The organism is Paenibacillus sp. YSY-4.3 (genome assembly GCF_054767475.1).
In genome coordinates this window covers 163,919-177,694 of sequence record NZ_BAABMC010000001.1, presented here as the reverse complement: position 1 = coordinate 177,694, position 13,776 = coordinate 163,919, and the positions used below count along the sequence as shown (strand labels likewise).

Sequence of the window (13,776 nt, the reverse complement as noted above, 5' to 3'; positions counted from 1 at the left end):
TTAATCGTCCAGCGCCGCATAATCTTTGTCTTCCACAGGCCGCAGCAGATTGGTTACTCCCGTGGCCTCTACCGCCTTCACAATCGCATATGCCAGATATCCGCAAATCAGGGCGGAGCTGACGGCGCGCATGCCGTATTTGGCAATCAGCAGCCAAGTCTGGTAATCCTGGATGTATCCATAATAAATGTCCGGAATCAACGAACCTACCGCCGCGGCTATACCTGCCAAAGCCGCCACAGCTGCTGAATAGTTCTTGTAGCGGAATGCCGCAAAAACCAGCTCAGCGCCCAGCCCTTGGAGCACGCTGTACATTACAAGCTGTATCCCCCACTCGCTGCCGAACAATATCGATACGTGCGCCGCGGCAATTTCGGCGATTAGCGCTACACCGGGCTTGCGGATCAGTAGAAACACCAGTGTAGACGCCATAAACCACATGCCATAGACGAGTTCATCCGCCTGCGGGAAAAACGAAAACAAATTATATACCGCGCTCCAAAAATAATAAACTACCCCCAGGACGATCGATACGAAAATCGTTACGAGCAGATCGCTCAGCTTCAACCCCCGGCCGCCTTTTCTTTGTACTGCTTCTTGCATTACGGTCATCTCCCCTTCTTCTTCCTTCTTTGAATTAGTATGGCTAAAAAACAAAAAAACCGCTGGATATGCTCAGGCGGCTGTATGAGTTCATAGGCACGAAAAAACCTTGAACAACGGATTATCTACGCTGGCATTATCCAGATCAGATTAACGGTCAGCAGTGGATTGTACTGCAATCTCAGCCTGATTCCCTCAAGCTCCCGTATCACTATGCGATTGATTTAACCATACAACAAGAGATGCTGCAGTAGCAAGCATTATTTAAATATTACAGCTTCGTTGTTGATTTAGTTTGTATTATATGTCAATATAGTCGGAAATGGAAAACGGCAGCACCATTGTTCAGCACAGGAATTAGGGGGAACCAATTTGACCGCAAAATGGATGAAATGGATGACGGAGCTTACCTCCCGGAAATGGATCTCCCGGCTGATGGGTCGGTTCTCACACTCAGAAGCAAGCCGGCTTCTTATACCTACTTTCGCTAAATCCTATGGCATTCCGCTGCATGAGGCCGAGAAGGACATTAAAGAATACCGGACATTGAACGAATTCTTCACACGCAAGCTTAAGCCGGACATGCGCCCGATTCATTCCCTCCCGGAGGGATTGATCAGCCCCGTCGATTCATTAATTACCGCGATGGGAGAAATTCGGGCGGGAACAATTCTCAACGTAAAGGGCCAAGACTATTCTTTGGAGGAATTGCTTAATTACTCTCCACGCACGGAAACCTATAATCACGGTTTTTTCTTCGTGCTTTACCTTAGTCCGACCGACTATCACCGCATTCATGCCCCCATAACGGGGAACAAGCTGGAAAGTGAGCATATTAAAGGGAAGGTCTATCCAGTCAACGACTTTGGAATGAGAAATATGCGGAGGGTACTCAGCCGCAACGAGCGGCTTATCACTTACATTTCCCACGATCTAGGAGAAGTTGCCGTCGTTAAAGTTGGGGCTATGAACGTAAGCAGCATCAAATATACAGATTCCGAGGCGAAGCATTGGAACCGGGGTGACGATATGGCTTATTTCGAATTCGGCTCGACCGTCGTCCTGCTAGTCGAGAACGGTACATTTGAGCCGCTTCCTGAGCTTGCCCCGGGCTCTAAGGTCAAGATGGGAGAGCCTTTAGGGAGGTTCTACCCCGCCGGCAAGCGCAGCACAACAGTCAAATCTTGACTTGAACGGAGACAACGAAATTTCTTATATCTTTCACCAAGCAGGCCGCCCTTCATTTAATGGAGACGGCCTGCTATTATCTTACGGCTATAACGCCCGCTTGCCTTCGCCTTACTCCACGGTAATCCTGCCAACTTGTGTTTGCAGCAAGATCTCCCCTCCGCCGCCATTGACCTGGCTCGTTCCTTCCGCAGCTCCGGTGATTTTTCCTACCTCATTCTTAATAACAAGCGTGCACTGCACAGCATCGTCCAGGGCTGCATTAATATTTCCGATCTCCGTTTTGACATTAAGCTTGCCTTCGCCGCTCAATTCGGCAATACGCACGTCAACGCTGCCCGTGGACGTTATTATCGATGATTGCCCCGTAATGCGGACATTATCCATTTTAATCTGTCCGACTTCGCTGCGGATGCTGTAGCTTCCTTTCAGGTCATGAAGCTCAACTATGCCTACATCATTCCGGATATCATAGCTCTCCATGGCTAGCGGTACTTCTATCTCGTAATCGATCATGAAGTCGGAGAATCCGTATTTTTTTTGCGCCCATTTCCACAGGCTTGAATTCGGGTCATCCTGCGGATGCACAGTGATCCTCAACTGATCGCCCTTCTCGGTCACAGCTACCTCAGCTTGATCCAATATGCGCTGCCTGCTCTCCTGCTTGGTCGATTTTCCAAACCACACGACGGCATGAACGCGGATTTTATCCCCATCATACGTGCTGACTTTGATATTTCCAACTGTATGGTCAACGCTAAGCTTTGTCGCCTTGCCCATCTGATGGCTCACCGAAATATCCCGGGACAATCCCGCTTCCTTGCTCCTCTGCCCCCACTTATCCGCAGCATTGATGACCGACTGCTCCAGCGAGCTGGTGGCCTGGACAATCGCTTCATCGGATTTATCTTGTATGCCGCTGCAGCCGGCCAGCACGGCCAGCGTTACTGCGGCCGCCGTCATTGTTATGGAATTCAATCTCTTTCTGCTTCTGACACGACTCATAGTCCGCTCCTGCCTCCTATTATTATCATTGTTGAATTTCCCCTCATATGTACTCTCTTAATTGTAACGGTTTATTTATACGGCTCCACAGGCTGAAGACCGGAGTTATCCCAGACCTGAGGCTAGGATGCCAGCTCTCCCCAAAAGACTTGGATAATAAGAAGAGGCCAGCATCCCAAACAATGCCGGCCTCTGTTTAAATAATACAGCGTTATTTCTTCGTTACCAGTTTATAAATGATTTGTGCCGCTTCGGCCCGGGTCAAGTAGGCTGCAGGAGCAAACTCCCCTTGGCCTCTGCCTTGAATTAGTCCTAGGGAATGAGCCGCATTTACCGAAGCTGCCGCCCAATCCGCGATTTGGGCTGCATCTGCAAAGCTTCCTGCAGCTTCCTGTGTGCTTACGCCGCCTCCCTGAATCGCATAGGCCTTCATCAGCATTACAGCCATCTCTTGTCTAGTTATCGAAGCATCCGGGTCAAATGTCCGGCCGTCACGTCCTTGCACAAGGCCTGCCTTATAAGCCCCTGACAAGGACTGGTAGTACCATGCACTCCGGGATACATCCGTAAACTCATCCATAGCTCCCTGCTCAAGCTTCAACGCGCGGGACAGCATGACTGCAAATTCTGCACGGCTGACCGAGCGGCCAGGCTCATAAGAGCCGGTTGGCGTTCCCGCAACGATTTGCCGCAGCGCTAGCCCGGATACCGCTTCATGAGCCCAGAACGTTTCCGGTACATCTGCAAACCGCTTCGTAAACTCCAGCACCGCATATTTGCTGAAGTGGCTGGCTTGTGCGCTCATCTCTCCGTTAGCCCACTGCCCGCCCACATACTCCAGCTTACCTTCGTCGGAAACATAGAAAATACCTGTTTGTTTAATATTGTGAACTGCATCCAGCTTGATCCGGATCGTAATCGGAGACCGGAAGCTCTTTAGCTCCTTCTCCGTCCCTTCACCGGTTATCAAGCTTAGTTTGAAATCGTAAGCCTGCCCAAGCGGCTTGATCGTGATAGACTCATTTTGCAAGACTCCCTGCTTCAGAGCAGATGCAAGAACTTCCTGCTCTACAGCCGCAAACTGCAGCGCAATTCCATTGCCTGACGAAGCTCCCCCTAACTCGATAAGCTGCCGCAGAACATCCGCCGGAATAGTCAGGGACAGGCTCCCGTTTGTCAGTTCCAACGGGCGATTCCCTAGGAAAGCTATCGACGCTTCGGTCAAAATAACCTTGTTCACATCCGGAGATACTGTAACTAATCCGGATCCTGATTCAGCGATAGTAATTTGCTCCGGTTTAATTGTCACTTGTCCTGAAGCAGGCTCGGATTTCACCGGTTCTGACTTGTCTGCTGCCGGGCTAGAAGTCGAGGTAGTTCCGCCACCGCCACCGCCCCCTGGAGCCGTCGGATTTGTTGGATTCGTTGGGTCCGTTGGATCTGTAGATTCCGCCGCGGTGAGCACCAGCTCGACGTCATCGAAATACCCCCAGATGTCCGCGGGTGCTTCAACCTCGAATCCGACCGTCAACGCACCGTCCTTCACTTCTATATCTTCAATGACATACTGTTCCCAATTATTCCATCCTTTATTGACCATGTCCGCGCTGCGAATCATGCCTGCGCTATCTTCGGCAAACAGCTTCAGCACAGTTTCCCCGCCGCCTCCGGAAGCCCAGGCTTTCAGCGTATAGGTTCCATTCGGCAAATCGGTAATGGCTTGCTTCAATTGATAGGCATATGGCGAACCATACCAGTAATTAAAAGCATGGCTCCCAGAATGGGCATTGGCAGCGTTGTTCTCTACCTTGCCTGCCGCACTCGTACCGGACAGTTCCCAATGGCTCAGATCGTTGCTCTCAAAACCGCCGTTCTTTAGCATATTCTCCTGGGCCAGTACCATAATGTCGACTTTGGCCCGTTGCTGCATTCCGGCAATTGTGCCGTAGACCGTAAATGTTCCCGGCGTTTGCAGCTGCGCTGCCGGGATGCTGTCCCATGTCACGCTTTTCTGTAAAATCGATCCTTCGTTATACAGCACCTTCACCGTCGACGGAAGCACAGGAGCTGCTCCCTTGGATACTGTAATCTTATCAGCAGGATAAGCGAGAATCGGAAGTATGTCGGTTATGCTCCCAGGCATGAACCGGAATACGTTCAACGAATCCAGGGCATTGCCGTTATAATCGAACATCGCCTGGTTCTCCCACGCATTGCCCTCTCCCGCTTTCCAGCCTACCCCTGGCAGCCAGGCCGGCTCCCAATAAAAGACCCCGAGTCCCTGATGGTCTCTCACGCTCGCTACCGTATTGAATACCGTTTCGATGACGAGTTTTTGATTTTCCACCGTAGCAGGGAATCCGGCGATATCCGTCTCATTCTGGTTAACAATATTACCGTGGTTATCCCCGTTCTCGTAGGTATAGGCATAAGCTGTCTCTACGACAACAACCTGCTTGCCATATCTCGCTACCAAGTCGTTAAGATTGCTCTTCAAATCCTGGAAAGTCCCATGCCAGTATGGATAATAAGACAAGCCGATAATGTCGTAATCCACGCCGCGCGCCTTGATTTGATCAAAGAAGCTGCGGAATTTGCTGTTGCTTCCGCCTTCGGCGAGATGAAGCATGATTTTAGTCTCATGGTTTGCCGGCGTCGTATCGCGCACGGCCTGAATTCCCTGCTTCAACAGCTCGGCCAGGTTATCGAATCTACTGGTCGATCCATCAGGCAGCATCATCCCGCTATTGATCTCATTACCGACTTGCACCATATCCGGATAAGCATTTACCGCCTCGAGCTCCGTCAACACCTCCGAAGTGTAGTCGTAAACCGCCTGCTTCAATTCCCCGAAACTGTACCCTTGCCAAGCAGCCGGTTTTACCTGCTGCCCCGGATCAGCCCAAAAATCGGAATAATGGAAGTCTACAAGCAGCTTCAATCCTGCTGCCTTGACCCGCTGCGCCATCGCTATCGTATGCGTTTTGTCATTATACCCGTCCGCCTGCACGGGATCGTTCCAGACACGCAGACGAACGTAGTTGACGCCGTGATTTTTCAAAATCTCCAGCAGATCCTTCTCTACTCCGCCTTCGTAATATTTGACTCCGATGTCCTCTAGTGCCTGCAGCGTAGAAATGTCCACGCCTTTAATGAAATCGTCAGGGTCAAACGGTTGGCCCTGCACGACCTTCACCAGTTCGATATCGTCAAAATATCCCCAATAGTTAGCCGGAGCGGCAACATCGAAGCCAAAAGTCATTTCTCCTCCGACAACTTCGATATCCTGAACTATGTACTGGGTCCAATTGTTCCAGCCCGTATTGACGATAGCTGTACTTTGAACAGACGGATTGCCGCTAGCGTCTGTCGTCTCCGCGAAAAGCTGCAAATCCGCAACTCCATTTTCTCCCGAAGCCCATGCCCTCAGTTCATAGCTTCCATCCTCCAGCCCACTGATCGTTTGCGACAAACGAAGCTCATACTCATGGGCGTCATACCAGTAGTTAAAATAATAATCCCCGCTTTGAGCTTCGCCTGCGTTTTTCGGCACCGTGTATGCGTAAGTGGCCCCGGTTACAGTCCAGCCCGTAATGTCGCCGCTTTCGAACCCTGGATTGTTTATCGCAATTTCTACGGATGCCGCGCTTGCTCCCGCTGCTTCGGCCATCCTCGCCTCCGAGCTGAACAGAACGCCTGGCAGCGCCAGCAATACAATCAAGAAAATAATGAACGGCCTTTGAATCCTTTGCATTGTTCTCATTGCTTCCCTTCCTCCTTATACAGTAGCTGCATTGAAAATAAACGATCCGGTGCAATGACGCCCCAATGACCGTCTATGCCTCTATTGTAGTAGGATTGAACCAAGACGAGGATTCAGCGCGCCAACAAAATATAATACTATTTCTACGATATCATGGATATTTTCAACGCAAACTTGCGACTTCCGTCTGCAGAGATTAAAAAAGCAGCCGGCTTCCACAAGCCGCGCTGCTTCTATTTGCAATGCCATATTCAGCTATAAGTATTAGAACCAGTTATCTCCTTCAAGGTTGGATACCCGGTTGCGACGTATACGATTTCTAAAGATGTTGCCGCCAGCTGCCAAACACTGACGGCTGCGAATCCGCCGTCTTTGTCCCACTATGAATCACCTCCTCCAAGCCGCAAATCTACAACCATTTACCCGGAACGGAGGTGTTTGAAACACTTTTATTTTGAATTTTTTTCCTTATCTGATTTCCGATGGACTTCGTCCGGTATGCTGCTTGAATTGGCGGCTAAAAAAGAAAATATCCTTATATCCAAGCGCATCGGCCACCTCAGTCACATTCATCCCCGCATGCAGAAGCAGATGCTGGGCCCGGTCTATTCTTGATTTAATGATGTATGCCTGAACCGGCATGCCAATCAGTTCCTTGAACTTCGTAGAAAAATATCTTGGCGAAAGCCCTGCGCGCGCCGCCAAACTTTCTACTTTATGCGGCAGACCCGGGTGCTGCACAACGTAATTGGCTGCCTCCAGAATAATTTCTACCAGCTGATTGCTCACCTTTTTCTCCACGGGAATATAGCGTTCCTCGCGCAGCAGGTGAATCAGCAGTTGTTTGAGAATCAACTGTGCTTCTTCCTCAAAGGCGTAAGCTTTAAGCAGAAAAAGGCGTACGTAACGCGACAGCAAGTATTCGAAATCAAGCGTATCCTCTAACTTGCGATAAGGATTCGGCACCTCGCTAACGGGCTCACTCAGATCAAAATGAATATAGGTCAAGACAAGCGGACGCTGCGGATTATGCGTAGCGCTAGTATGGTCGCCGCGCCGAAACAAAAAGCAGCTTCCTTTGGCGACAGGGATCGGCTGGTTATTCAAAGTGACTATGCCTTCCCCGCTCCATACATAGAATAAATCGTAATTCGCCAGCGGCTTATCCCGCTTATGCCATTTCCAGCCTGGCTCGCAGACGATTTTTGCAAAAGCCGGCTTCAATATGATCGAGGATGGTGATACGTGGAGCATGTCCTTTCCCTCCTGAGTCAAAATATCCCTACTTGCCATTTCTAGCTATATTATATCGTCTACTTGCGCCTGCTTAAAATAACTTTCCACACATCCGCCATACGCCGAATTCCTTCCTCTATCTGCTCTTGATCCAAATGGGCAAAGCAGAAACAAGCCGCAGGAGCTCCGGGTGCCAATTGGTAATCGGCAGCATCCCGGAATTGTACACCGCCCGCAAGCGCCGCTTCGCGAAACAGCTCGTAATCCTCCTCCTGACCGCGCCAACGCGCGTAAATGAGCAAGCCTGCATCCGAAGGCTGGAGCTCAAACAACTCCCCGGCATGTTTATGCATCATCGCGCGGAACCATCTATGTTTCTCCCCATAGTAGCGCCGCATCCTCCGCAGATGGCGGGCATATTCTCCACGCCGCATAAACCGTGCCAGCGCACGCTGCTCCAGCCTCGCTGGCGATACGGGCTCGTACAGCGCCTTGGCGCGGATCACCGGCTGGACGAGGCTGGGCGGCAGCACGGCGTAGCCGATGCGAAGCGCGGCGAACATCGTCTTGGAGAAGGAGCCGACATACACGACCCGCTCCTCGCGGTCGAGTGCCTTCAGCGGCTCCAGCGGGCGGCCCGCGAAGCGAAACTCGCTGTCATAATCATCTTCGATGATGACAGCGTTCCGCCGCGCCGCCCATGCAAGCAGTTCCCGGCGCCGCGCCGGGGACAGCACTGCGCCGGTCGGGAATTGCCGGCCCGGCGTCACAAACAGCAGCCGCGCGTCCCAATCGCGCGGCACGATGCCTTCGCCGTCCACCGGCGCGGGGACGGCGATGGCTCCGCAGGCGGCGACGGCTCTGGAGATCCCCGTGTAACACGGGGTCTCCAGTACCGCCGGCTGGCCCTGACCCAGCAGAAGCTGGGTCAGCAGCACCAGCGCCTGCATGGAGCCATTGAACAGGCAGATGTGCTCCGCATCTGCCGCAATGCCGCGGCTGCGCCGCAGATGAGCCGCGATGGCTTCGCGCAGCTCGATATCGCCAGCCGCGTCCTCAAGCATCAGGGAGGAAGCATCGAGCTCCTCCCTGACCGCAGCAGCGATCGCGCTCTTCCATTCGGCGAGCGGAAATAAATCCAGGGAAGGTCCGGCATCGCAAAATGAGATCATGCTGCCCGAAGAAGGCTCTGCCTCCTCCGTCCTTAACGGCGAGCCCGATACAGTACGCCCCCATGCCGACAGTTCGATCGCCGCACCTCTGCGGGGCTCCTCTTCTAACCGGGGAGCGGCACCGGACACAAATGTGCCGCTCCCCGCAACCGAGCGTATATAACCGTCGCCGTGCAGCATATCGTAGGCCTGCGAGACGCTGCCGCGGGATACGCCGTACAGCACGGCTAATTCGCGCGTGGAGGGCAGGCGGGTACCCTCGGGAAGAGTACCTTCGTGAATGGCCTCGCGCAGCGCATGATAAAGCGCCCAATATTTATAGCGATGCTGCTTGCTATGCTTTTCCAGCGGTAGAATAAAATCCACGGGTAACAACCTCTCTTCGTAAAGTGGACTAATAAAATTAATGTAAATTGGTTCTTTTTTATTGTCAATTCAGCCCATACACTAAGTTGAAGCTACTATAAATGATCGTATGGGGGATTGCATGATGAGAAGAAAAGAATTTTCGATGAGCGAAGACGAACAAGAAATCGCCGATTTCCTGCGGGAGATGAGCTTCGGCTTTCTCGGAACCGTGGGCAGTGACGGCGCATGCCGGGTTACTCCTTTGAATTTTGTATACGGGAATGGTTATTTTTATTTCCACGGCAGCCTCGCCGGGGAGAAAATGAAGCATTTAAAGGCAAATCCGCAAGTAAGCTTCACGGTGGCCAAGGAGTATGCAATCATTCCGTCCTACTTCACCCATCCACAGCTGGCTTGTCCGGCCTCCGCCTATTTCAAGAGCGTCATGGTTCGGGGACACGCCGAAGTCGTGAACGATTTAGAGGAAAAAGCCGAAGCCTTCACGCTATTCATGGAGAAGCTGCAGCCGGAAGGCGGCTATGAGCCTATCGATCCGGAAGATCCGCGGTACGCCGGGCAATTAAAGGCCGTCGCTCTCTTTCGCATCGTTCCAGAGAACATCAGCGCCAAATTCAAATTTGGACAAAACTTAAATAGCAGCAGCTTCGAAGACGTTCTTCAAGGGCTTCAGGAGAGAGGCGGGGATTTAGATAAGGAGACGGTGGAGCTCATGCATAAGTACTGTCCTCATCATGCCGGGGGCTAAGATGAATTCCATCGACTCCATACAGTCAAAGTGATATAATGTTAGGCAGTAAATTCGGAAGCTAACTATTATATCAAACTGATCGGAAGGATGATTACGCAATGAATCCACTTGCGGAGCAGTTGAACGAAAGTCTTAAAGCAGGTAACGCCCATTTATATGAAATGTTGTCCACGCTGGGCAAGGAGATTTATTTCCCCAAAGAAGGAATCCTCAGCCAATCCGCTGAAGCCTCCAGCCTTGCGAAGAAGTTCAATGCCACGATCGGAATTGCCACGGAGAACGGCGGCCCGATGCATCTTGCTGTCATTCAAGACAACTTGTCCGCCTATAAGCCGCAGGACTTGTACCCATACGCTCCCCCTGCCGGCAAACCCGAGCTAAGAAGCGTCTGGCGTGAGAAGATGATCCGCGAGAATCCTTCCCTAGACGGCAAAAGCTTCGGCAATCCCGTAGTAACCAACGCGTTGACGCACGGGCTCAGCATCGTAGCAGACCTGTTCGTCGATGAAGGGGACGCCGTGATCTATCCGGACAAAAATTGGGAGAACTATGAACTGACTTTCGGCATTCGCCGTCACGGCGCCATCGTTAACTATCCGCTATTCACGGAAGATATGAAGTTCAATAGCGAGGGTCTCCGCGAGTCACTTCTTGCGCAAAAAGACAAAGGCAAAGCCGTTGTTGTTCTTAATTTCCCGAATAATCCGACCGGCTACACTCCGGGTGCCCAAGAAGGGGAACAAATCATCGCCGCCATCCAGGAAGCTGCGGAAGCGGGCATCAACGTTGTGGTCGTTACTGATGACGCCTACTTCGGACTATTCTTTGAGAATTCCTTGTCCGAATCTCTCTTCGGGAAGCTCGCCGGACTTCATCCGCGCATTTTGCCCGTAAAAGTGGACGGCGCCACCAAGGAAGAATACGTCTGGGGATTCCGGGTCGGCTTCATTACCTTTGCAGCGGAGAGCAAGGAGGTTCTTGCAGCTCTGGAGCAGAAAACGCTGGGCATCATTCGCGCCACCGTATCAAGCTGCTCTCACCCGTCGCAGACGTTTATCCTCCATGCGCTGAAGTCGCCGGAATTCGAAGGGCAGAAAGAAGAAAAGTTCCATATTATGAAGGGCCGCGCCAACAAGGTAAAATCCCTGCTCGACAGCGGAAAATACGGCGGTGTATGGGAATACTACCCGTTCAATTCAGGCTACTTCATGTGCCTTAAGCTGAAGGATGTTCTGGCCGAGGCAGTTCGTCAACGCTTACTTCAGGAATACGGTGTCGGAACTATCGCCCTTGGCGATCACGATCTGCGCGTCGCCTTCTCCTGCATTGCCGAGGAGAATCTGGAAGAACTGTTCGATATTATATACAAAGCCGTTCTGGACTTGAGAGGCTAATAACACGTAACGGGAAGCGGCACAATCGCCCAAGCATGCGTTTACCCCTTAACATACAATACGATGTAGACATTTACACTATGTCAGTGTGGAAAGGGGTATGTATATGAGCGGTGTTGACGGAGTAAGAGGCGGTTGTGGCAGCTGTGGCGGATTTGGCCCTGGACTGGGGACCAGCACAGGTACGATTCTCGTACTGTTTATTTTATTAGTCATTGTAAGCCGTGTTTTCATTTAATCCACGGACCTGGAACGAAATAAAACGCCCTGCAGCTGCAGGGCGTTTTGTCGTAGATTTAAGTCTTTTTGATCATTCTAGTCGTCTTCTTCAAGTTTGCTCCATTTGCGGGTCCAGTTCGCACGAAGCAGCAGTACGAGCAGCACGCCTGCGGCCAATCCGCCCGCGCTGATCAGCAGAACCGAATCGGTACCCGCAGAAGCCGCAAGCAGGGGCAGCCATAGAACAACTGCCAAAACAAGCAGCAGCTTCGTAATCAGCCGCAGCACTTCCTTGATCCGCACCCCTTGCATAATCGGGTAATAGGAAGCTGCCGGAGAATCACGGTGGACAAAGCGAAGCGCGGATAGCTGAGTGCCGATAATGAAAATAAAGAACACATAAACAGCAGCTCCGATCCAGGAATGCCCCGTCCAATATATGATCAGCATGCCAAGCAGCGTTAAACGAGTTATGATGCCAAGCAGCTCGCTTCTAACAAAGGTCTTCATCAGCAAATAACGGTACGAGGTTCCCTGTTTCCAGGGAACCCGGTTCCCCGCCGTAGAGAGCCAGCGGCGGCGAACGACCTTCTGTCCTTCCGCCGGTATCTCCACAAACCAGCCGAGAATCATCATCGTCCGGGCCGCTCCGGCCTTCTCGTTAGCAATCAAGCTCTCCCAAGGGACGGCATGCTTCATCGGAAAACGCAAGGCAAGTACGTAATTCGCGCTCAGCAGCAGCATGAACAACAGGCTCTTCCACCATTCCGGCAGCCAGATCCAGGCCGCGAGCATAAGCAGGATAAAGCACCAGCGGAGCAGGCGGTAGCCTGCCCTGGCCCGGGATGTCGCAATTCTAACTTCCTGCCAGGCCCCGTAAGCGCTCAGCACCTTCAGGAGCAGCAGTACAAGCAGCATTGCCCACAATGGGATGGCTGCTTCCCCGCTTAGGACATACATAGGCCAAGCGGTAACGGTGACCAGATACAGCCCGAGCAGCTTGTAAATTACCCCGCTAAAATACGCTGGGGACAAATATTGCTTCATTTTCGATTCCTGCGGCAGCAGAAAAATGACGTCCGCCGGCTGCACATAAGTTCGAAACCCGGAATATACCGTGAGCGGCCCGAGCAGTAGGAGCATGATCCAGCGGACGGGCAGATCAGGTGGCAGGGCCTGAAGGAATGAAGTGTACCATGCCGAGAAAACAATACACAATATGAGGAGCACGACCGCGACTCCACTCTGAAATACGTAAGGCAGATAAGGAATGACCTGTCCCCAAAACGATGATTTGCGCTGGCTGCGCAGCGCCCTCAGTTCCATCTCCTACTCCCCGTCCTTGACCAAGGCATAGAACATGTTCTCAAGCGATGCACCCGGCATCTGGGCCTGCTCGGCTATTTCATTCAGGGTCCCTTGAGCGATGACTCTGCCTTTGTGAAGTACAATAAACCGGTCGCAATAATTTTCAATCGTCGATAAAATATGCGAGCTGAGCAGGATCGAAGACCCGCTCTCTTTCATCTCCATCATGAAATCCAGCAGGGAACGGATTCCGAGCGGATCCAGTCCCAAAAACGGCTCATCAATAATATAGAGCGGAGGCCGGGCTACGAAAGCGCACATAATCATGACTTTCTGCTTCATGCCTTTGGATAGATGCATCGATAGGCTGTCCGCCTTCTCCTCCATATGGAAGAGCTTCAGCAGCCGCTTTGAACGCTCCTCATAATCCTTTCGCTCCACGTTGTAGGCTCTGGCCGCGAATTCCAGATGCTCTCTTACGGTCAGCTCTTCATACAACAACGGCGACTCCGGGACAAAAGCCAAGGAGGACTGGTAAGCCTCCGGCTCCTCGCTGCGCGTCTTGCCTTGAATTACGACGCCGCCTCGATGAGGCGTCATCAATCCCAGAATATGCTTCATCGTCGTACTCTTGCCCGCTCCATTCAGCCCGATCAGGCCGACCATTTCTCCAGGCTGCACATCAAATTGGATGTCATGCAGCACGGGACGACCAAGGCTGTAGCCCCCGCTCAGTTCTTCTACCTGCAAAACGGGCGTTTCACTCACAAC

At 52.0% G+C, this 13,776-nt stretch carries 11 protein-coding genes and 1 riboswitch; of the genes, 4 read left to right on the top strand and 7 right to left on the bottom strand.

Annotation, left to right across the window (positions count from 1 at the left end; translation table 11 throughout):
* Positions 1-603: an ECF transporter S component gene (locus ACYUJT_RS00745; protein WP_460319714.1), complete on the bottom strand. Its 603-nt coding sequence runs from the start codon at positions 601-603 to the stop codon at positions 1-3.
* 105 nt (positions 604-708) lie between these two features.
* Positions 709-820, bottom strand: a riboswitch (TPP riboswitch).
* Positions 821-975: 155 nt separating this feature from the next.
* Between ACYUJT_RS00745 and asd the strand changes: the two genes are divergently transcribed.
* Positions 976-1,791, top strand: coding sequence for an archaetidylserine decarboxylase (gene asd, locus ACYUJT_RS00740; protein ID WP_460318014.1), 816 nt, complete (start codon positions 976-978; stop codon positions 1,789-1,791).
* Between the two features lie 111 nt (positions 1,792-1,902).
* Here asd and ACYUJT_RS00735 read toward each other — a convergent pair whose 3' ends face one another.
* The 4 genes from ACYUJT_RS00735 to pdxR form a co-directional block, all read right to left on the bottom strand.
* Entirely contained in the window at positions 1,903-2,796 is an 894-nt protein-coding gene (locus ACYUJT_RS00735) for a DUF4097 family beta strand repeat-containing protein (RefSeq protein ID WP_460318013.1), read from the bottom strand.
* 211 nt (positions 2,797-3,007) lie between these two features.
* A complete protein-coding gene (locus ACYUJT_RS00730; RefSeq protein ID WP_460318012.1) occupies positions 3,008-6,559 on the bottom strand; it encodes a glycosyl hydrolase 53 family protein in 3,552 nt (1,183 codons plus the stop codon).
* A gap of 468 nt (positions 6,560-7,027) precedes the next feature.
* Complete coding sequence (locus ACYUJT_RS00725; protein WP_460318011.1) at positions 7,028-7,813, bottom strand: helix-turn-helix domain-containing protein; 786 nt, start codon at positions 7,811-7,813, stop codon at positions 7,028-7,030.
* 59 nt (positions 7,814-7,872) lie between these two features.
* Positions 7,873-9,333 (bottom strand): MocR-like pyridoxine biosynthesis transcription factor PdxR, encoded by a 1,461-nt coding sequence (gene pdxR / locus ACYUJT_RS00720; protein ID WP_460318010.1) that lies wholly within the window; start codon positions 9,331-9,333, stop codon positions 7,873-7,875.
* 124 nt (positions 9,334-9,457) lie between these two features.
* Between pdxR and ACYUJT_RS00715 the strand changes: the two genes are divergently transcribed.
* The 3 genes from ACYUJT_RS00715 to ACYUJT_RS00705 all read left to right on the top strand — a co-directional run bounded on the left by ACYUJT_RS00715 (position 9,458) and on the right by ACYUJT_RS00705 (position 11,716).
* On the top strand, positions 9,458-10,081 hold the full coding sequence (locus ACYUJT_RS00715) for a pyridoxamine 5'-phosphate oxidase family protein (RefSeq protein ID WP_460318009.1): 624 nt from the start codon (positions 9,458-9,460) through the stop codon (positions 10,079-10,081).
* Positions 10,082-10,182: 101 nt separating this feature from the next.
* Positions 10,183-11,478 (top strand): aminotransferase class I/II-fold pyridoxal phosphate-dependent enzyme, encoded by a 1,296-nt coding sequence (locus ACYUJT_RS00710; protein WP_460318007.1) that lies wholly within the window; start codon positions 10,183-10,185, stop codon positions 11,476-11,478.
* 106 nt (positions 11,479-11,584) lie between these two features.
* A complete protein-coding gene (locus tag ACYUJT_RS00705; protein ID WP_460318006.1) occupies positions 11,585-11,716 on the top strand; it encodes a YjcZ family sporulation protein in 132 nt (43 codons plus the stop codon).
* Between the two features lie 77 nt (positions 11,717-11,793).
* Here the strand turns inward: ACYUJT_RS00705 and ACYUJT_RS00700 are convergent, their stop codons facing one another.
* Positions 11,794-13,023, bottom strand: coding sequence for an ABC transporter permease (locus tag ACYUJT_RS00700; protein ID WP_460318005.1), 1,230 nt, complete (start codon positions 13,021-13,023; stop codon positions 11,794-11,796).
* Positions 13,024-13,026: 3 nt separating this feature from the next.
* Positions 13,027-13,773 (bottom strand): ABC transporter ATP-binding protein, encoded by a 747-nt coding sequence (locus ACYUJT_RS00695; protein WP_460318004.1) that lies wholly within the window; start codon positions 13,771-13,773, stop codon positions 13,027-13,029.
* Positions 13,774-13,776 lie beyond the last annotated feature (3 nt).